The following is a 19,770-nucleotide window of genomic DNA, read 5'->3' on the forward strand; positions in this document are numbered from 1 at the left end:
GCTATTTTCTGAACCGCTTACAAATTAATAAATGAAATCAATGAATATATTTGGTTTTATAATAATGAGCGAATACTACTAAAATACGGCATGAGTCCTATTCAATATAAGTCTCATGCCGCATAAAGAGTCTTTTTTCTATTGTCTACTTGACAGGGTCAAGTTTACGTAGGAGTTTTTTCTATATTTCTATTATCAATTATTAATTAATAATTTAACAGTCCCTATGTATTATTTAAGTGATCTTATTCTATCTGCTCCACTTACAATACTTGTTATTCTAACTCCAAAGTTTTCGTCAACAACTACAACTTCTCCATAGGCTATTTTTTTACCATTTATCAGAATTTCTACTGGTTCTTCTGCAAGCTTATCTAATTCTATTAGAGATCCTGTGCTTAAATTTAATATATCTTTAATACTTTTTTTAGTTCTTCCTAAAATTACAGAAACCTCCAATGGAACATCAAGTATTAAATCTATATTTTTATGTGATTCTCCAATAATACCTTGTGATAAAGGTTCAAAGCTAGCTCCATGTACTTCTATAGGTTTTTCTTCTACTTTTTTTGTTTCTACAGTACTTATAGGTTTTTCTTCTATTTTATACTCTCTATCATATGCCGCTTCTTGAATTATCTCTTTATCAACTTCTTTTTCTTCACCCATCATTATAGTTACAATCTTCTTTGCTGTATCTATAGGTAGTATTTGCATCATATTGGATTGAAGTAATCCTTCTATAGTCAAATCAAAACGAACTTCAACTATTGCTTCATCCTCCGGAATATTTTCTGATACTTTTTCATTAATATCTCTCCATATTGTTGACTTCGGAGGTGATATATTTACTTCTCTTGCAAACATGGTTGCCATAGATGTTGCTGCTGATCCTATCATTTGATTCATAGCTTCTTGAACTGCACTTACTTCTATCTCTGAAAGCTCTGTAGTATTGACTTGACCATCTCCACCCATCATAAGATTAGCAATTACTGCTGCATCTGTTGTTTGCATTATTAATATATTTCTTCCGGTTATTCCAGATACATATTCAACATCTAAAATTATATTAGGATACTCAAAATTATTTTTTATTTCTCTTAAGGTTGTTACCTTAACCTTAGGAGTTGTTATATTAACTTGCTTATTTATAAGTTGATAAAGAGCTGTTGATGCTGATCCCATAGAAATATTTCCTATTTCTCCAAGCAGATCTTTCTCTATATCTGATATTAGCTCTGGCTCTTGAGTTTCCATACTGCCATTTAACAATGAGTCTATTTCTTCTTGAGATAAAAACCCATTACTCATTCTCAATCACATCCTTATCTATAATATCTAAAAGCTCTATCCCTATATTTTTTCCTATAGTCCCAGGCTTTGCTATAAAACATTCTTCATCTTCTACAAAAACTCTTACAGGATCACTGTATTGAGAATTTAATACTAAAACATCTCCCTTAACTAACTTTAAAAAATCGTCTATGGTTATATTGGTTTTACCTAGTTGAACATGCATATTTACCTCTACAGGCTCCATGCCTTTCTTAAGCTTTTCTCTTGACTCATCTTGAAGTTCTGATTCATCTGTTTTGAACCAATATTGAACAACAAGTTTATCTAATACTTTTTCCACACTTAAATATGGAATACATAAATTCATATATGTCGTACTTTTCCCTAGTTCAACTGAAAAACTAAGTAGGGCAACAGGTTCATTAGGTGCCAACGTTTGATTGGCTGATGCATTAGTTTCAAGCCCTTCAAATTCTGGTTTCACCTCTAAAATACCATCCCAAGCTAAAATTAAGGACTTTATCATTTCGGAAGTAATATTTGATAAAATATTTTTATCTATTTCAGAAAATTCTTTTGCCCTTTCTTCTCTATCACCTGTTCCTCCTAAAAGTATATCTAATATTTGAAATGAAAATTGTGGATTCATTTCTAGTAATATATTTCCTTGAAGTGGCGGCATTTTAAAAATAGTCAGTATAGTGGGATTAGGAATAGAGTGAACAAACTCTTCATAGGTTATCTGCTCTACACTTTGAATATCTACTCTAACATGTTTTCTAAGCTGTCCTGAAAGGTAATTGCTTATTATTCTTGCAAAAGCATCGTGAACCATTTCTAAAGTCCTTATATGGTCTTTTGAGAACTTTTGAGGACTTCTAAAATCATATTTCTTTATTTTGTGTTTTTCTTCTTTTTCTTTTAGCTGTTCTGGTTCAACATCTCCTGTAGATAAGGCAGAAAGAAGAGCATCTATTTCGCTTTGACTTAAAACCTCTGCCATTTTTCTCCCTCATTTCTTAGTGGTTTAATATTTTTTCTATATCTATTACTGTTAGTAATCTACCTTCTAAGTCAATTACTCCCTTTATATATCCTTCAGTATTATGAGTTTCTAGCTTTTGCAATTTATATTCATCTATATCTATGACTTCTTCAACTTCATCTACTGATATGCCTATTTCCTCTTCATCAACCTTTAATATTATTATATTATTTTGTTCTTTCTCAGATTTTATATTTAGTAATAAATTAACATCAACTAAGGATTTTATACTTCCTCTGAGATTTATCAACCCTTTTATATACTCTGGAGATTTAGGCACCTTTGTTATAGTCATCATATCATTTATGCTTAGTATTTTGTCTGTTTCTACTGCAAAATGCTCTTCCCCTAATTTAAATATTACAAATTGCATTTAACTTGCCTCCTAAATAGTTTTTAACCAACTACCTTTCTTATTGCTTCTAACACCCTATCCGCTTGGAATGGTTTTACAATAAAATCTTTTGCACCTGATTTAATTGCATCCATAACCATTGATTGTTGTCCCATAGCAGAACACATTATAATCTTTGCAGCTGAATCAAATTTTCTAATTTCCTTTACTGCTTCTATTCCATCCATATCTGGCATAGTTATATCCATTGTTACAACGTCTGGATTTTCTTTTTTATATAAATTTACCGCTTCTATTCCATTGCAAGCTTCTCCTACAACTTCGAAACCATTTTTTTGTAATATATCCTTTATCATCATTCTCATAAAAGCTGCATCATCTACTATTAAAACTTTTGTCATTTTAATCCCTCCAAATTATCTTATTCCTAGTGATTCTAAAATTTTTTCTAATGATCCTGGAGCAGGTACAAAATAGAAATGTCCTTCTATTTTGTGGCTTCCTTCTCCTATAAATAATGTTTCTATATCTAAAACATACTCTTGGTGCTGACCTGTTTCAACAAAAGTTGAAACAAGTATTGCACTTAGCATGTCATTAGCTACCGCAGGTACTGAAGCTGTTGCCTTTAATCCTGTAAAATTTGCGATTGCATTCATAAAAGATGAGGATATTATATTACCTATCTCACCTATAACTGATATCCCCATTTCTGTTAATGTTTCTTCATCATTAGAAATCATTTTTGATATCATGTTTAAAGCTACATCTTTTTCAAACACATAAAGAATACTTCCTGGAATATCATCAAGCACTTTTACTAATACAGCTACAACTTCATTTTCTTTATAACTATTAAATAATTCGTCAAACTCTATCAAGTTTGTACTTGGAACTGACATATCTATTTTGGTTCCAAGCAACATTGATAAAGCTGTTGCTGAATTTCCAGCTCCTATGTTAGAAACTTCCCTTAAAGCATCTAATTGAAAGGTTGTTAAATTTTTGTATTCCATAAAAATCCTCCTCTCTAAATCAATGCTGCCACATCAAGAATCAATGTTACTAAACCATTTCCAAGTATTGTAGCTCCTATATATTCCTTTAGTGATCTTAAAGTTTTTCCTAAAGGCTTTATTACTATTTCTTGCTGACCAAATAATGAGTCAACTAGTAATCCAACGGTTTTTTCTCCTATCTTAACTATAATTATGAATTTCTTCTTACTCTCTGTAGTTTCAATTCCAAGTCTTTCATTTAATCTTATTAGAGGTATAATGTTATCACGATAAACTATTACTTCTTCTCCATTAGTCTTTTTGATATTTTCTTCTTTATAATCTATAACTCTATCTATAAATCCTAAAGATATTGCTAAAGTTTCATTTCCTACTTTAACTAAAAGAGCTTGAATTATTTGAAGAGTTAAAGGTAATTTTATAATAAAACTTGATCCTTTTCCTTCTTCACTTATAACATCTACAGTTCCTCCTAAGGAAGAAATTTTAGTTTTAACAACATCCATTCCTACCCCACGTCCTGATATGTCTGTAACCACTGTATTAGTACTAAAGCCTTGTGCAAATATTAAGTTTCTAATATCATTATCACTAAGTCCATCAGTATTTATACCAACTTTTTCAGCTTTAGCTTTCACCTTTTCAAGATTTATTCCAGCTCCATCATCACTTACCTTTATTAACGCCTTAGTTCCTTCTTGATAAGCTACTAATTTTATTGTTCCAACGGGGTCCTTTCCTTTTGCAATTCTTTCTTCTTTACTTTCTATTCCATGATCTGCTGCATTTCTTAAAAGATGTATTAATGGCTCTCCTATTTCGTCTATAACAGTTCTATCTAATTCTGTTTCAGCACCTTCTATAACAAAATTTATCTCTTTTTTAAGTTCTACTGATAAATCTCTTATCATTCTAGGGAACCTATTAAATACAACTTCTAAAGGAAGCATTCTTATCTTCATTACCAAGTCTTGTAAGTCAGATGTAGTTCTTTCAACTTGCTCTAAAGTTTCTATAAGTTCTTGTGATTTATCATTAATTACAATTTGTTCTAATCTTGTTCTGTATATAACAAGTTCTGAAACCATGTTCATAAGCTTATCAATTCTTTGCAAATCAACCCTAACTGATTGGTGAGCTTTTTTATTATTTTCTCTCTTCTTTTCTTGTTTTTCAACTTTATTTTTTACTAAATCTTCTTTTATATGAATTTTTTCTAATTCACTTACTATTTCATTATTAGCGATATTTTTTTCTGTTATAAAAGCATCATCTAAAACCACATATGAAGTTTCCACACTTCTGATCTCTGAAATATTCATAACTAAGTCTTCTATTTCTTCCTTAGACTTAGATGTTATCAAAACAAAAAATAATTCTGTATCAAATTGTTCATTTTCTATATCTTCTGTTGATGGAAAAGATTTTAATATCTCTCCTTGAGTTTCAAGTTCCTGAACTATTAAAAATGCTCTTGCTGATTTTAATAAAGTATCTTCTCTTAATATTATTTCTATATTAACTCCATTAAAGCCATTTTCACTTGCTTGCTTCATTACTGATAAATCATATTGATTTAATTCAATTTTTGTAGAATTATTAATATTTTCTTTGTTTATTTCTTCTTCTTCTTCTTCTTCTTTTTCTTCTATCTTATTATTAACTACATTTTCTAGATCTTCTATAATATTTTTTATTTCTACATCTTCATCGTTACCATCTTCTATATTGCTAACCATTTTTTCTAAAGTATCTAAACAATCAAATAGTACTGTAACTACATTTCTAGTAACGCTTAATTTTCCTTCTCTAAACCTTGATAAAATATCTTCCATCTTATGAGTTAATTCAGCTATATTACTATAACCCATTGTAGCCGCCATTCCTTTTATAGTATGAGCTACTCTAAATATTTCATTCACCTTATCTATATTATTTGGATTTTGTTCTAAATCTAATAGCGCTTCATTTAAATTTTGTAAATTATCCATTGATTCTTCTAAAAACATTCCCATGTATTGAGATACGTCCATTTTATTTCACCCCTTTATACTTTCTTATAAATAAAAGTAGATACTTTTTCCAAGCCATACTCTTTATAATTATAAATACTTTCTGTAGCTCCTACAAATAATAATCCACCTTTTTTTAAGGAATCTGCAAATCTTTTGAAAATATCTTTTTTTACTTCATTTTTAAAATATATTATTACATTTCTACATACTATCAAATCAAAATCTTTATCATAATAATCTAAAATCAAATCGTGCTTTTTGTAGGTAACCATTGATTTTATTTTATTTTCTATTATGTACTTATCTTTTACTACTTTAAAATATTTTCTTTTATATTCTTCATTTATGTTTTTCATTTCAGCTTGTGTATACTCTCCAAGCCTTGCTCTCTTTAGTATAGTATCGTCTATATCTGTTGCAATTATGTTATTTCTACCATTTGAATTTATTTCACTTAACATCATGGCAATACTATAAGGTTCACAACCTATTGAACACGCTGCACTCCAAACTTTCAATCTATTATTAGCTAAAATATAATTTTTCAAAGTATTTTCTAATTCACTAAATAGTTCTGGATTCCTAAAAAATTCTGTAACATTAATGGTTATAAAATCTAGGAATCTTTGCCTTTCATCTTTATCTGATAATAAAAGTTTTTTATAATTTTCTAAGGAATCTACTCCTATTCTCGACATTAAGCTTCCAATTCTTCTATTCAATTGTTCTGGCTTATATGCATTTAAATTAATATTGAACTCTTTATATATCCAATTGTGAAACTCTGTAAAGTCCATATATCCTCCTAAGTCGCATTAACTAAGCTTTTTATTTTTGCTGTAATATTATTCAATGAAAGTACATAATCTACACATCCAGTTTCATATGTAACCTTTGGCATTCCATAAATTATAGAGCTACTTTCATCCTGTGATATAGTTATTCCTTTGTTCATTTTTACAACTACAGTTCCTTCTGCACCATCTTTTCCCATGCCAGTAAGCACAACAGATATAATTCTATTTCCATATATACTAGATGCTGATATAAACAATTTATCTACAGCAGGTCTTACCCCCCAAATTGGTGGCTCTTGATTAAGCCTTATAATGCCACCTCTTTCTACTATCATGTGATAACCGCCTGGCGCAATATATATTTTGTTTTTTTCTATTTTTATACCATTACTAGCTTCTAAAACATTCAACTGACATTTTTTATTTAATCTTTCTGCAAAGGCTCTTGTAAAACCACTTGGCATATGTTGAACTACTAAAACTGATATATTCAAGTCTGTAGTTAATCCTGAAATAACTTTTTCAATTGCATTTGGTCCACCTGTTGATGCTCCTATTAAAATTATATCTCGTCTATTCTTCAAGTCATTATGTACCAAAATAGTGCATCCACCTCCTATAGCCTTTTTAGTCCACTTCCTATACTTTTAATTGTTACTGCACCATCTTCGCTTTCTAAAATCATAGTCCTTCCTTTGTTCCCACCTGTATCTTCAGCTATTATCGGGATAGATAGTTTATTTAGCATTTCTACAACTGCAAGACTATTTCTTTTACCTACATCACTTATTATTTTCTTATCTGGAAAATTAAACATAGATGCTCCACCTGCTATTTTGCATATAATATTATTTTTTCTACATCCAAGAGATATCATTTCTGATAATAATTTTTCAATTCCTAAATCTGCATATTTAAATGGATTTACTATATTTTTAAACTGTGTGCTATCTGGTAACATTATATGAACTAGTCCTGCTATTTTTTTTTCTTTATCATATAATGCTATACCAACACAAGATCCAAGTCCCAAAGTTATTAGCCTGTCTGGGGTAGATACAACTGCAGCATCAGCTATTCCAACTCTAACCTCTTTTTTATCTTCCAAATTTGTCACCCCTGAAAAATAATCTCTTCTTCTTCTATCGTTAATATTTTTTCTAAGTCTAACATAATAATTATATTATTATGTTTTTTTACTAACCCCTTTATATATCTTTTTGATATTAAGGTTGAAAGACTCTCTGGATTATTTATTTCTTCTTCTAATATACTTTGAACTTCACTAACACTATCCACGCATATTCCAAATTTTCCTACATTTCTTTTTACCACTATAATCTTCTTGTCTATACTATTTTCTATTTTTAATTTAAATTTGTTAACAAGATTTATAATAGGTAAAACTCCATTTTCATAGTTGATTACACCATCTAAAAAGCTTGGTGAATCTGGCAATGCAGTAGGCTCTTCATAGCCTAAAATTCTTTCTACTTCCATTATGTCTGTAGCATAAAATTCATTACCTAATTTAAAGACTAATATTTTTATCTCCTTCATTCTCTTTCCTCCTATAGAAGTAATTTTTCTACGTTTAAACTTCCATCTTTTTCTATGTAAGCATGTACATTTTTTGATGGTTTTTCTAGAATATATTTTTTATTTCCTATAATAAAAATAGTGTTATGATACGCAATATCTACATTTATCTCTCCATCCTTCTCAACTTCCAAGCTTGTAACTACCCCTGATTCACTTCCTATAATAGAAGCTTTAATTAGCTTGCCTGCTTTTAAGTGACCACCCCTACACACTGAATTTCCTTTTAAAAAATTAATATTACAAGATGCATATAGTTTACTAGTAAATAGCCCTTTTCCTGTTATATTTATATTTCCCATAACATTTATTTGAGATTCTTGAGCATATTCTATTATTAAGTCTGAAGCTATTACAACCTCTTTCTCAAGATCCTCTATTTCCTTATCTAATTCAAACATTATTTCATCTAATTCGTTTATATTTTTTATATTACTAGGAGCTGCTCCTATGAGCTTTTCTTTTACTAACTTAACAACTCGTGAATTATGACAATCATCTTGCATTGTATGTGAAATAATCTTAATGCAAACTTTTGGGATATTCTTATATTTTGTTTCTATTAATGACTTAATTATCATTCCATATGTTACATTATTTTGAACAAAATTATGATCTTTAAGATATACTATATTGTTTATTAATGATTTTAAATAATCTTTTAATTCCCTTAATTCCTTAATTCGTTTTTCTTTAATTAAGTCTTTACCTCCTATATCAATAATAGAACTAACTATATTCCCTTTAATTTCAGATGTGTCTTTTGCTTCAATAAATCCGCTAAATACTCCATTTTTTATAAGAACACTTCCTTCAGAATATACACTCATTCCTTCTGTTACTTTACCATTTATTTGAACATTAGCAGGAAATTTAATATTACCTGTAGAAATTGTAACATCTTTATTTAATACATACATTGGTTCAACCCATACTTTTCCTTTATCAAAGCATGGTTTTCCATCTATAGTTGAAATTATTAAATTATCTTTTAACTTAGAGCCTTGTCCTGCTGAAAAAACAATTTTTTTCTTTTCTTTTCCTGGTATCTTTTCTGAAAAAACATTTCTTCCATCAACACCATTTTCTCCTTTTATAATTTCGGCTAAAACTTCACCAGCTTTAACACTTACTATAAAATTAAAATCTCTATAATCAACTTTTTCTACATCGTCATCTATTTTTATTTTATTACTAGAGTTAAAAAATATTTTTATACTATCTTCAATTGGTTCTTTAGCCTTTATCCCTCTAGCTATTATCTTTCGGTAAACATTTCCACTACTTGCTATATACTTTATAGCATCATTATCAATTCCATAAGATATTCTAACCTTTTTTAACTCATTATTTAGCTCACTTTCGTTTATTATTGGAGGTTCAGCTTCTTCTTTAGCTTCTATATCTAAAATTAAGTTACTACTTGCCTCTATATCTTTTAAATAATATACGATTTCTTTTTTATATGTTATCGAAATATAAGCTTCTGTTTTATCTTCATTCAAACTTATATCTATAATTCTTTGTCCTTGCTCTCTAAACTCCTTAAATTCTATGTAGTCATCTTCACTTATGCTATGGGGTTTATTTATTCTTTTTTCATTTATATATAATTCTCCTCGTGAAGGTGGAGAAATAATTGCAAGCTTACCATTATTTTCTGGATTTTTTACTATTATCTCCCTATTTTTAACATAAACACTTCCATCTATAGCACTAATACTATTATGATTTTCCCCCATATTATCATACACCTTCCAAATTTTATATTATTAATCCAATAATTTAATAATACCATAATTTAAAATATATTTGAATAGTATTTAATTTTATTTGAAAACAACAATATTTTATTGTTTCTTTATCTAAATTTATTTATATATATAATTATTTCTTCATTAAATCCCTTAATTAACTTCTGCATTATATCATTATTTACATCTAAAGTTATATTATCAACTTTAGCTATAGGCAATATTTTAGGAGATGTTCCCGATATGAACATAGCATCTAAATTATCTACTTCTTTAAAATTTATCTTTTTTTCTTCAAATCCTATTCCTAAGCTTTTAGCTAATGATATGATTCTCCCTCTTGTGACTCCTGGCAAAACATCTTCTAAAGGTGAAGTATATAATACTCCATTTTCTATCATAAATATATTTGATTTGCTTCCTTCTGTTATAAATCCATTAGAATTAACTAGTATTGCTTCAAAAGCATTAGCTTTTATTATTTCATTATTTACTTTTTCTCTAAAATTACTATCAACTACTTTAGCATTAGGATTTTTTCTTTCTCCGTGATAAAGTATAGTATTTACTCCGCTTTTATAAAGATCATCACTAGGATAACTATGCTTTATACTAAATACTTTCATAGTATCGGTTTTTATATCGAAAGTTAATTTAATATTTCCAAAATCTATATTATTACCTTCAATAAGACTAATTAAATAGTCTTTAATTTTATCGTATTTATAAGAAAAATTCTTATCCATTAGCCTAAAAGAAGATTCTAATCTTTTTATATGATCCTCATAAAACAATGGAACTCTATCTATTACTCTTATAACCTCATATATAATTCTATCTCTTTCTACTGAATCTGTAGTATAATTTTTTATACTTTCCAAATGTCCATCTTCTAAATAATAATCTAAAATAGCTTCCATCAAGTCTTCCTCCTCATTATTTCCATCTTAATACTTCAAAAGTATTTTTCTTTCTAAAATTTATTAAATATGCATTACCAACTAGATCTAATAATGGTTTATCAGATAAGGAATCAGAAAACATATAAGAATTTTTATAATCAACTTCTATATTTTCTTTTTCTAAAACTTCTTTTAATCTTTTAACTTTTTCTTCTCCTTTACAATTCTCACCTTGCATTTTTCTTATAAACTTTCCACTTTCTAAAGTAAATCTTGTTCCTATTATCATATCTACTTCCTTTATCGCATAAAACTCCCTTAAATAGAATTCAGGAGATGCAGATATTAAATACACCTTATAACCTTTACTTTTTAAATTTTTCATCATTTTTATAGCATCTTCATATAAATTTTTTTCTAAAACATCTTTATAAAAATTCTTCACTAGTAGAGCTAAATCTTTTTCTTCTATTCCTTCTATAAATTTAAGAAAACTTTCTTTCACTCTCTTTTCATCATATATGTTTATTGAATACATAAAACCACTATATAATGCTCTTGGAAGAAATCTAATATTTTTTATATCTTTCATAATAACGTATTTAAATAATTGCATTAAGGTTTCTTTTTTTGTTATAGTATAATCCACATCGAATATTGCCAATTTTTCCATTATAATTCCTCCTAAAATGCTTCATTATTAATTATATACTATAAATCCTTATATTTAAACAAATTCATAATTGATTTGACTTAAAAGCTATAAATAATATTATTTCAACTAAAAAATTAAGGCACCTATTTTTTTAAGTGCCTTAATCTTTCTATTTTAATTTTTTTAAATATCTTTCCAGCCTATTTAATCCTTCTTCAATTATTTCCATAGACGTAGCATAAGACAATCTTATATAATTATCTAGACCGAAAGCAACTCCTGGTATTACTGCTACCTTTTCTTCTTCTAAGATACTTTTTGAAAAATCCAAAGATGATTTTATCTTTTCATTATTAATTGATTTATTATAATATTTATCAATGCAAATCATTATATAAAAAGCCCCTTTAGGCTCTATTATTGATAAATCATTAATTTGCTTAAGCCTATTAATCATATAATTTCTTCTTTTTTCAAATTCCTTTATCATTATATTTATGCTTTCTTTTGGCCCACTTAATGCTTCGATTGCGGCATATTGAGATATTGAATTTATATTTGATGTAACATGACTTTGCACACTACTCATTAATTTTGCTATTTCTTTATTGCAAGCCGAATATCCAATTCTCCATCCAGTCATAGCATACGCTTTTGATAAACCATTAATTACTATTGTTCTATTATAGGCATCCTCTGATATTGATGCAATACTTATGTGTTTTTCATTATCATATATTAATTTTTCATATATCTCATCAGAAATTATTATTAAATTATTTTCTTTTGCAAATTCTGCTATTTCAAATAATTCTTCTTTGGTATAAATACTTCCAGTTGGATTATTTGGGCTATTTATTACTATGGCCTTAGTATTCCTTGTAATTGAAGATCTCAATTCGTTAATTGTATACTTATAATCATTTTCTTTAATGGTTTTAAGAATCACAGGTACTCCATCAGATAATTTGATTAGTTCTGGATAACTTACCCAATAAGGAGTTGCTATTATAACTTCATCACCTTTATTTAATATTGCCGTAAATGCATTTGCTAAAGATTGTTTAGCTCCAGTTGATACTACTATTTGATTTGGTTCATAATTTAAATCATTGTCTTTATTTAACTTTTTACATATAGCTTTTCTTAAATCTAAAATTCCACTTGTTGGAGTATATTTAGTTTTTCCATCCTTCATTGCTTTTATAGCTGCTTCTATAATATTTTCTGGAGTGTTAAAATCTGGTTCTCCTGCTCCAAAACTTACTACATCAACCCCTAATTCTTTCAACTCTTTTGCCTTTGCTGTAATTTCCAATGTTATAGATGGATTTATTTCTTTAGCCTTGTTAGATAAATTCATTACTCTTCCCCCAATTATCTTCTATAATTTATTAATTTATTTAGCAAATCTTTATCTATTCCATAGCTTCCTATGAAATTTTCGTTGTGGCAGTCTTTTCCATGATAATCACTACCTCCTGTTATTAATAATTTATATTTCTTACATAAATTATAAAAATCATTTGATTGTTCTCTCGAATGACTTGGATGATATACTTCAATACCTTTTAATCCATAGAATTTCAAATCTTTAATTATACTTTCTACAGCTATTTTTTTATAAATTTGTCCTGGATGAGCCAATACTGATATCCCACCTGAGTTATTTATTATTTTTATAGCCTCTTTATAACTTAACTTACATCCTTTTACATAAGCAGGTTTTCCCTTTACCAAAAAACTAGAAAATGCACTTTTATAATTATCAAAGTATCCTTTCTTAACCATAGCATTGGCAACATGCCCTCTTCCTATGGTAGATTTTATATCAACTGCTAAATCCTCTAAAGTAATATGGATGTTATTTTTTTTCAATTTAAAAAGTATTTCCTCAACTCTTTCTATTCTAGATTTATTTAGCTGTTCTACGGTTTTTATTAAGTCTATATCATTTATATTAATAAAATATCCTAATACATGAATTTCTAGATCCTCATATTCAGTACTTAGCTCTATTCCAGGTATTATATTTATATCTTCATATTCATTATTAATAACATATTGGGAAGATATTGAATCATGATCTGTTATAGATATAATTTTCACTCCCGCTTTTTGAGCTAAATTTATAATTTGTTCCGGTGCCAAGTTACCGTCTGAATAATTTGAATGAATATGTAAATCTGCATAGTTCATTTTAACACCTTATTTCTTAAGTAATATATTAAAAATATATCATTATTAATATAAAATGACAAATAAAAAAAGTGCCTAAAAGGCACTTTTATGATTATTCAGCTAAATCTTCACTGTAGAATTTTGATACTCTATCAAATTCTTCTTCTTCTGGAATTATTAATTCTCCATCTTCATTTGATCTAAATAAGTATACTGAATCTTCATTAGGATCTTGAGCTAAAATATATTCATTTTCTTCAAATTCAAAAGCGTCTATAATTTGACATGATACAACATTTCCATTCTCGTCTTCTAAATCTACAACAAAATGTTCATGATGATCTTCTCCACATCCGCATTCTTCGTCATGATGGTGTTCATGATCATGGCCACATCCACATTCTTTTTCTTCATCATGGCATCCACATTTATTTTCATTATCCATTCTAATAATCCTCCTTCATAGATATGATTCTATTTAATTCTACCCTTAATTAGCAAAAATTAAAAGTAAAATATTAAAATATTTTATGTTTCGCTAATTATTAATAAAAAAGTAAAAATAAGGACCTGCCAAAAGGCAGTTCCTTATTATAAATATTATTGTTGTTGTGCTAATCTCTTATAGTTTGCTAATCTTTCCATAGCATCTTTTTCTGTCTTTTCAAATAAAGCATCAGCAGCTTCTGGGAATGCTTTTGCAAGTGATGCATATCTTACTTCACCCATTAAGAATTCTCTAAAATCAGATTTTGGTTCCTTAGAATCTAATGAGAATGGATTCTTAGTTCCAACTAAAGTTGGGTTATATCTGTATAATCCCCAATATCCACATTCAACAGCTTTTTTAGCTTCATCTTGGCTATTAGACATACCATTCTTAATACCATGGCTTATACATGGAGCATAAGCAATTATTAATGATGGACCATCATAAGCTTCTGCTTCTGCAATTGCTTTAAGAGTTTGGTTCTTGTCAGCACCCATAGAAATTTGAGCTACATATACATATCCATATGTCATAGCCATCATTCCTAAATCTTTCTTCTTAGTTCTCTTTCCTGCTGCAGCAAACTTAGCTATTGCAGCTGTTGGAGTTGATTTAGATGATTGACCACCAGTATTTGAGTAAATTTCTGTATCAAATACAAGAACATTTACGTCTTCTCCTGAAGCAAGAACATGGTCTAATCCACCGTATCCGATGTCATATGCCCATCCGTCTCCTCCAAATATCCATTGAGATCTCTTAACTAGGAATTCTTGATCCTTTAAGATTTCTCTTGCATAATCAGCATCAACTTGTGTTAATGTAGCAATAACTCTATCAGCTCTTAATCTAGTACCTTCTCCACTGTTCATATGATCTAACCAGTCTTGAAGTACTGCTTTAACATCTTCTGAAGTTTCAACTTCTAAAGCTTTAGTCATATTGTCAGCTATTCTTTCTCTTATAGCCTTAACTCCTAAGAACATACCTAATCCAAATTCAGCATTATCTTCAAATAATGAGTTAGCCCAAGCTGGACCATGTCCTTGATTATTTACAGTATATGGAGTTGCTGGAACTGATCCACCCCAAATTGATGAACATCCTGTAGCATTAGCTATCATCATTCTATCTCCAAATAATTGAGTTACAAGTTTAGCATATGGAGTTTCTCCACATCCTGCACAAGCTCCTGAGAACTCAAATAATGGTTGCTCAAATTGGCTTCCTTTAACTGTATTTTTATTCATTGGATTCTTCTTAAGTGAAACTTCTTTAACTGCATATTCCCAAGCTTCAATTTGTTCTTCTTGAGTATCCATTGGTTTCATTATTAATGCTTTACCAGGTGCTGGACAAACTTGAGCACAGTTTCCACATCCTGTACAATCTAATGGAGTTACTCCAATTGTGTAGAATGTTGGTTCTTCTGTCTTCAATGCCTTTGCAGGAACAATTTTCATTGATTCTGGTGCATTTTCTTTTTCATTTTCATTTAATAAGAATGGTCTTATAACAGCATGTGGACATACATATGCACATTGATTACATTGAATACATTTGTCTTGTTGCCATTCTGGAACATTTATAGCTATACCTCTTTTTTCATATGCAGCAGTACCTGGCATAAATGTACCATCAGCTAATTCTGATAATTGTGAAACTGTTAGGTCAAATCCCTTTTGTGCATTTATTGGTTCAACTATATTTTTGATGAAATCTGGTACATCTTTTCTTTCTTCCTTAACTTCATCAGCAACATCTTTCCAATCAGCAGGAACTTCTATCTTAACTATAGACTCAACACCTTTATCTATAGCAGCATAGTTCATATTAACAACTTTCTCACCTTTTTTACCGTATGACTTAACAACAGCATCTTTTAAGTATTTAACAGCATCTTCAACTGGAATGATATTAGCAATTTTAAAGAATGCAGCTTGCATTATCATATTGATTCTTCCACCAAGCCCAATTTCTTGTGCTATCTTAACAGCATTTAAAGTATAGAAATCAATATTGTTTTCTGCTATAAATCTCTTCATTGAAGCTGGTAACTTTTCATTAACTTCTTCTGGAGTCCAAATTGTATTTAATAAGAACTTACCATTCTTCTTTAATCCTTCTAATACATCATATTTATAAACATAAGCTTGATTATGACATGCTACGAAATCAGCTTTATCAATTAAATATGGTGACTTAATTTGCTTCTTACCAAATCTTAAATGTGATACTGTTATACCACCAGATTTCTTAGAATCATATGAGAAGTATCCTTGAGCATACATGTCTGTATGGTCACCGATGATTTTTATAGCACTCTTATTAGCACCAACTGTACCATCTGATCCTAATCCCCAGAACTTACATGCTTTAGTTCCTTCTGGAGTAGCGTCGATATCTTCTTCTATATTTAATGATGTATTAGTTACATCATCAACTATTCCTATTGTAAATCCATTCTTTGGATTTTCATTAGTTAAGTTTGCGTATACTGCAGCTATATGTGATGGGTTTGGATCCTTAGAACCTAATCCATATCTACCTCCAACTATAACTGGGGCATTTTCTCTACCATAGAATGCACTCTTAACATCTAGGTATAAAGGTTCTCCAATTGATCCTGGTTCCTTTGTTCTATCTAAAACAGCTATAGATTTTACTGTAGCTGGTATTGCTTTTAATAATTTTTCTCCAGAGAATGGTCTATAAAGTCTTACTTTAACTACCCCAACTTTTTCTCCCTTTGCACTTAAATAATCAATAGTTTCTTCAACAACATCAGTTGATGATCCCATTGTTATTATTACTCTATCAGCATCTGGAGCTCCATAGTAATCGAAACAATGATATTCTCTTCCTGTTAACTTAGTTATTTCAGCCATATAGCTTTCAACAACTTCTGGAATATCTTCGTAGAATCTGTTTACTGATTCTCTAGTTTGGAAATATATATCAGGGTTTTGTGCTGTACCTCTAGTTACTGGATGATTTGGATTTAACGCTCTCTTTCTGAAGGCATCTAAAGCATCGTAATCAACTAATTTAGCTAATTCATCATATTCCAAAACTTCTATTTTTTGGATTTCATGTGAAGTTCTGAATCCATCAAAGAAGTTCATAAATGGAATTCTTGTCTTAATTGCTGTTAAATGAGCTACTGGAGATAAATCCATAACTTCTTGAACTGATCCTTCTGCAAGCATTGCAAAACCAGTTTGTCTTGCAGCCATAACATCTTGATGATCTCCAAATATACTTAATGAAGATGTTGCTAAAGCTCTAGCTGATACGTGGAATACTGTTGGAAGCATTTCCCCAGCAATCTTGTACATATTTGGGATCATTAATAATAAACCTTGAGATGCAGTATATGTTGTTGTTAATGCACCTGCTTGTAAAGATCCATGAACAGCACCAGCTGCTCCTGCTTCTGATTGCATTTCCATAACCTTAACAGGTTGACCAAATATGTTTTTTCTTCCTTGTGCTACCCATTCATCAACATGTTCAGCCATTGGTGATGATGGAGTGATTGGGAATATAGCAGCTACTTCTGTGAAAGCATATGATATATGAGCCGCAGCCGTATTACCATCCATAGTTTTCATTTTTCTCATCGTATTTGACCTCTCTTCCTTATATATAAAATTTTATAACTACACTAAATACAGAATTATTTTCTGTATTTAAACTAAGAGTAAATTGTTTGGTAAGAAAAGATTAAATCTCTTTAATTAAGTTTAAATACCTAACCCCTATATAAGTATTTAATTGATTCTTTCTCTTCTAAAAATCTATTTAGTTAATTCCTCACCAAGATTTTTTGCCTTTAATAGCTCTTCATCACTTGGCGATTCTTTAACGGCGATGTGTCCTATAACATTAAAGTTATAATCCTTCATACGTTGAACCCAATCGACCATAAACTTTCCATCATCCCATCCATATGATCCAAATAAAACTATTTTCTTTTGATTATTTGGTAACAATTTGAATTGATTAATAAATGGTTCCATCTCATGTTGTTCAATTCTGTTATTATCCATTGATGGGCTTCCAAATGCAACTGCATCAGCTTCTGTTACATCTTCTATTGTTGCATCATAAACATATTTAACATTTATATCCGCACCGGCATTTTCTGCTCCCTCTGCAATTGAATTTGCAAGAACTTCAACATTTCCCCCATTACTCCAATAAATAATAGAGATTTTCTTCATAATTACATCACCTCATCTTTTGACTTAATTAAGTCAGCTCTTTGGACATATATTACCTATTTTTTTACTTACTATTTTATTATATAACACTATTTTTTTTTTGCAAGTTTTATACAGGTCATATTAGTTGAATATATCCTTTTCTAATAAAAGATAGCTTGTTTCATTTATTTAACTCCATACTTTTTCTTATTACTGCCAAAATCGCCTCAACACCATTAGTAATTCCACTATTTTTCATATTTTTTATTAACACATTTCTATTTTCTGTCAATTCTTTAATTTTAGCTAAAAGTATTTTTTCATTTTCCATCATTTCATCTTCATCTAATACTAGTGAAAAACCTTCTTTTTCGAAAGATTTAGCATTAAGAATTTGATCTCCTCTACTTATTTTTTTTGATAATGGTATTAAAAGAGTTGGCTTATTTAATGCTAACAATTCAAATATAACATTTGCTCCAGCCCTTGATATTACATAATCTGCAGCCTTTAACAGATGAGGAAGCTCATCTTTAACATATTCGTATTGAACATAACCCTTAAGTCCACTTAAATTCTGATCTAAATTTCCTTTTCCACATATATGAATAATATTAAAAGTTTCTAATATTTTTTTAATATTTTTTCTTACTTCATCATTAATGCTTTTAGCACCTAAACTTCCACCTATAACTAGTAAGATTTCTTTATTATCTTTAAATCCGCAGATTTCTTTTCCTTGTCTTGAACTTCCACTTAATATTTCTTTTCTTATAGGTGTACCTGTTAATGTGCCTTTATCGTCTTTAATATATTTTAAACTTTCTCTAAATGTAACACAAAGTTTTGAACAAAATGGTGAAGATAACTTATTTGCTAATCCCGGAGTCAAATCTGATTCATGGGAAACAACTGGAATCTTTCTCATTGAGGCTGCAATAACCACTGGTACAGCGACAAAACCGCCTTTTGAAAATACTATATTAGGCTTTTCTTTTTTCAAAATTTTATTTGCTTCCATTACCCCCCTCATTACTTTAAAAGGATCTGTAAAATTTTTTATATCAAAATATCTTCTTAATTTCCCTGATGAAATCTCATAATAAGGTATTTTTGCATCTTTTATTATTTCTTTTTCAATTCCATCCTTACTTCCTATATATTTTATTTCAAAACCTTCTTCCTTCAGCCTTGGAACCAAAGCCAAATTAGGAGTAACATGTCCCGCTGTTCCTCCTCCAGTCATTATTATCTTATATTTGTTCATTAAAAACACCCCACTTGTTTGATTAACAATTGTTAATCATTAATTATTTTAACTTTTTTCTTCTTAAATAATATCATATTATTCAAGACAATTTAATTGTTATTCAAAATAATTTATCTATTATTTATTTTAAATATTGTTTTAAAATTATAAAGATTTGTTTTCCACTATTATGTCCAATTTC

The 19,770-nt window shown here is 29.1% G+C and carries 19 protein-coding genes; all 19 read right to left on the minus strand.

The window, feature by feature from the left end; translation table 11 throughout:
• Positions 1–231: 231 nt before the first annotated feature.
• On the minus strand, positions 232–1,314 hold the full coding sequence (gene fliY, locus AAT22_RS13850) for a flagellar motor switch phosphatase FliY (RefSeq protein WP_047001665.1): 1,083 nt from the start codon (positions 1,312–1,314) through the stop codon (positions 232–234).
• On the minus strand, positions 1,307–2,302 hold the full coding sequence (fliM, locus tag AAT22_RS13855; protein WP_016208903.1) for a flagellar motor switch protein FliM: 996 nt from the start codon (positions 2,300–2,302) through the stop codon (positions 1,307–1,309). Before fliM ends, fliY begins: the two co-directional genes overlap by 8 nt.
• Before the next feature lie 16 nt (positions 2,303–2,318).
• Positions 2,319–2,717, minus strand: a complete 399-nt coding sequence (locus AAT22_RS13860) for a chemotaxis protein CheW (RefSeq protein ID WP_047001666.1) — start codon at positions 2,715–2,717, stop codon at positions 2,319–2,321.
• Between the two features lie 23 nt (positions 2,718–2,740).
• A complete protein-coding gene (locus AAT22_RS13865) occupies positions 2,741–3,100 on the minus strand; it encodes a response regulator (RefSeq protein WP_047001667.1) in 360 nt (119 codons plus the stop codon).
• Between the two features lie 15 nt (positions 3,101–3,115).
• Complete coding sequence (locus tag AAT22_RS13870) at positions 3,116–3,715, minus strand: chemotaxis protein CheC (protein ID WP_047001668.1); 600 nt, start codon at positions 3,713–3,715, stop codon at positions 3,116–3,118.
• A 14-nt stretch (positions 3,716–3,729) separates the two neighbouring features.
• Positions 3,730–5,751, minus strand: a complete 2,022-nt coding sequence (locus tag AAT22_RS13875; protein ID WP_047001669.1) for a chemotaxis protein CheA — start codon at positions 5,749–5,751, stop codon at positions 3,730–3,732.
• A gap of 14 nt (positions 5,752–5,765) precedes the next feature.
• A complete protein-coding gene (locus AAT22_RS13880) occupies positions 5,766–6,530 on the minus strand; it encodes a protein-glutamate O-methyltransferase CheR (RefSeq protein ID WP_016208898.1) in 765 nt (254 codons plus the stop codon).
• A gap of 8 nt (positions 6,531–6,538) precedes the next feature.
• The gene (locus tag AAT22_RS13885) at positions 6,539–7,129 is read right to left on the minus strand and encodes a CheB methylesterase domain-containing protein (RefSeq protein ID WP_016208897.1); all 591 of its coding nucleotides are present in this window, start codon (positions 7,127–7,129) and stop codon (positions 6,539–6,541) included.
• Between the two features lie 17 nt (positions 7,130–7,146).
• On the minus strand, positions 7,147–7,647 hold the full coding sequence (locus AAT22_RS13890; RefSeq protein ID WP_084820777.1) for a chemotaxis protein CheD: 501 nt from the start codon (positions 7,645–7,647) through the stop codon (positions 7,147–7,149).
• Positions 7,644–8,090 carry a chemotaxis protein CheW gene (locus tag AAT22_RS13895; protein ID WP_047001671.1) on the minus strand — a complete coding sequence of 149 codons (447 nt, stop codon included), beginning with the start codon at positions 8,088–8,090 and terminating at the stop codon, positions 7,644–7,646. The genes AAT22_RS13890 and AAT22_RS13895 overlap by 4 nt, the downstream gene beginning before the upstream one ends.
• Positions 8,091–8,101: 11 nt before the next feature.
• A complete protein-coding gene (locus AAT22_RS13900; protein WP_047001672.1) occupies positions 8,102–9,871 on the minus strand; it encodes a flagellar assembly protein A in 1,770 nt (589 codons plus the stop codon).
• Positions 9,872–9,990: 119 nt separating this feature from the next.
• Complete coding sequence (locus AAT22_RS13905) at positions 9,991–10,803, minus strand: aminotransferase class IV (RefSeq protein WP_047001673.1); 813 nt, start codon at positions 10,801–10,803, stop codon at positions 9,991–9,993.
• Positions 10,804–10,819: 16 nt separating this feature from the next.
• Positions 10,820–11,458: an HAD-IB family hydrolase gene (locus AAT22_RS13910; RefSeq protein WP_016208892.1), complete on the minus strand. Its 639-nt coding sequence runs from the start codon at positions 11,456–11,458 to the stop codon at positions 10,820–10,822.
• Between the two features lie 151 nt (positions 11,459–11,609).
• Complete coding sequence (locus AAT22_RS13915; RefSeq protein WP_016208891.1) at positions 11,610–12,803, minus strand: pyridoxal phosphate-dependent aminotransferase; 1,194 nt, start codon at positions 12,801–12,803, stop codon at positions 11,610–11,612.
• A gap of 14 nt (positions 12,804–12,817) precedes the next feature.
• Complete coding sequence (locus tag AAT22_RS13920) at positions 12,818–13,639, minus strand: PHP domain-containing protein (protein ID WP_047001674.1); 822 nt, start codon at positions 13,637–13,639, stop codon at positions 12,818–12,820.
• Between the two features lie 94 nt (positions 13,640–13,733).
• Positions 13,734–14,066: a DUF1292 domain-containing protein gene (locus AAT22_RS13925; RefSeq protein ID WP_016208889.1), complete on the minus strand. Its 333-nt coding sequence runs from the start codon at positions 14,064–14,066 to the stop codon at positions 13,734–13,736.
• Positions 14,067–14,221: 155 nt separating this feature from the next.
• The gene (nifJ, locus tag AAT22_RS13930) at positions 14,222–17,734 is read right to left on the minus strand and encodes a pyruvate:ferredoxin (flavodoxin) oxidoreductase (protein ID WP_047001675.1); all 3,513 of its coding nucleotides are present in this window, start codon (positions 17,732–17,734) and stop codon (positions 14,222–14,224) included.
• Positions 17,735–17,911: 177 nt separating this feature from the next.
• Entirely contained in the window at positions 17,912–18,337 is a 426-nt protein-coding gene (locus AAT22_RS13935) for a flavodoxin (RefSeq protein WP_016208887.1), read from the minus strand.
• A gap of 163 nt (positions 18,338–18,500) precedes the next feature.
• Entirely contained in the window at positions 18,501–19,586 is a 1,086-nt protein-coding gene (locus tag AAT22_RS13940; RefSeq protein WP_047001676.1) for an undecaprenyldiphospho-muramoylpentapeptide beta-N-acetylglucosaminyltransferase, read from the minus strand.
• Positions 19,587–19,770: the final 184 nt, after the last annotated feature.

Source organism: Clostridium sp. C8 (assembly GCF_001010885.1).
GTDB lineage: Bacteria > Bacillota > Clostridia > Clostridiales > Clostridiaceae > Clostridium > Clostridium sartagoforme.

Bases quoted from the DNA above. Each gene is read 5' to 3' on its own strand.
- fliY (WP_047001665.1), bottom strand. From the start codon at position 1,314: ATGAGTAATGGGTTTTTATCTCAAGAAGAAATAGACTCATTGTTAAAT.
- fliM (WP_016208903.1), bottom strand. From the start codon at position 2,302: ATGGCAGAGGTTTTAAGTCAAAGCGAAATAGATGCTCTTCTTTCTGCC.
- AAT22_RS13860 (WP_047001666.1), bottom strand. From the start codon at position 2,717: ATGCAATTTGTAATATTTAAATTAGGGGAAGAGCATTTTGCAGTAGAA.
- AAT22_RS13865 (WP_047001667.1), bottom strand. From the start codon at position 3,100: ATGACAAAAGTTTTAATAGTAGATGATGCAGCTTTTATGAGAATGATG.
- AAT22_RS13870 (WP_047001668.1), bottom strand. From the start codon at position 3,715: ATGGAATACAAAAATTTAACAACCTTTCAATTAGATGCTTTAAGGGAA.
- AAT22_RS13875 (WP_047001669.1), bottom strand. From the start codon at position 5,751: ATGGACGTATCTCAATACATGGGAATGTTTTTAGAAGAATCAATGGAT.
- AAT22_RS13880 (WP_016208898.1), bottom strand. From the start codon at position 6,530: ATGGACTTTACAGAGTTTCACAATTGGATATATAAAGAGTTCAATATT.
- AAT22_RS13895 (WP_047001671.1), bottom strand. From the start codon at position 8,090: ATGAAGGAGATAAAAATATTAGTCTTTAAATTAGGTAATGAATTTTAT.
- AAT22_RS13900 (WP_047001672.1), bottom strand. From the start codon at position 9,871: ATGGGGGAAAATCATAATAGTATTAGTGCTATAGATGGAAGTGTTTAT.
- AAT22_RS13905 (WP_047001673.1), bottom strand. From the start codon at position 10,803: ATGGAAGCTATTTTAGATTATTATTTAGAAGATGGACATTTGGAAAGT.
- AAT22_RS13910 (WP_016208892.1), bottom strand. From the start codon at position 11,458: ATGGAAAAATTGGCAATATTCGATGTGGATTATACTATAACAAAAAAA.
- AAT22_RS13915 (WP_016208891.1), bottom strand. From the start codon at position 12,803: ATGAATTTATCTAACAAGGCTAAAGAAATAAATCCATCTATAACATTG.
- AAT22_RS13920 (WP_047001674.1), bottom strand. From the start codon at position 13,639: ATGAACTATGCAGATTTACATATTCATTCAAATTATTCAGACGGTAAC.
- AAT22_RS13925 (WP_016208889.1), bottom strand. From the start codon at position 14,066: ATGGATAATGAAAATAAATGTGGATGCCATGATGAAGAAAAAGAATGT.
- nifJ (WP_047001675.1), bottom strand. From the start codon at position 17,734: ATGAGAAAAATGAAAACTATGGATGGTAATACGGCTGCGGCTCATATA.
- AAT22_RS13935 (WP_016208887.1), bottom strand. From the start codon at position 18,337: ATGAAGAAAATCTCTATTATTTATTGGAGTAATGGGGGAAATGTTGAA.
- AAT22_RS13940 (WP_047001676.1), bottom strand. From the start codon at position 19,586: ATGAACAAATATAAGATAATAATGACTGGAGGAGGAACAGCGGGACAT.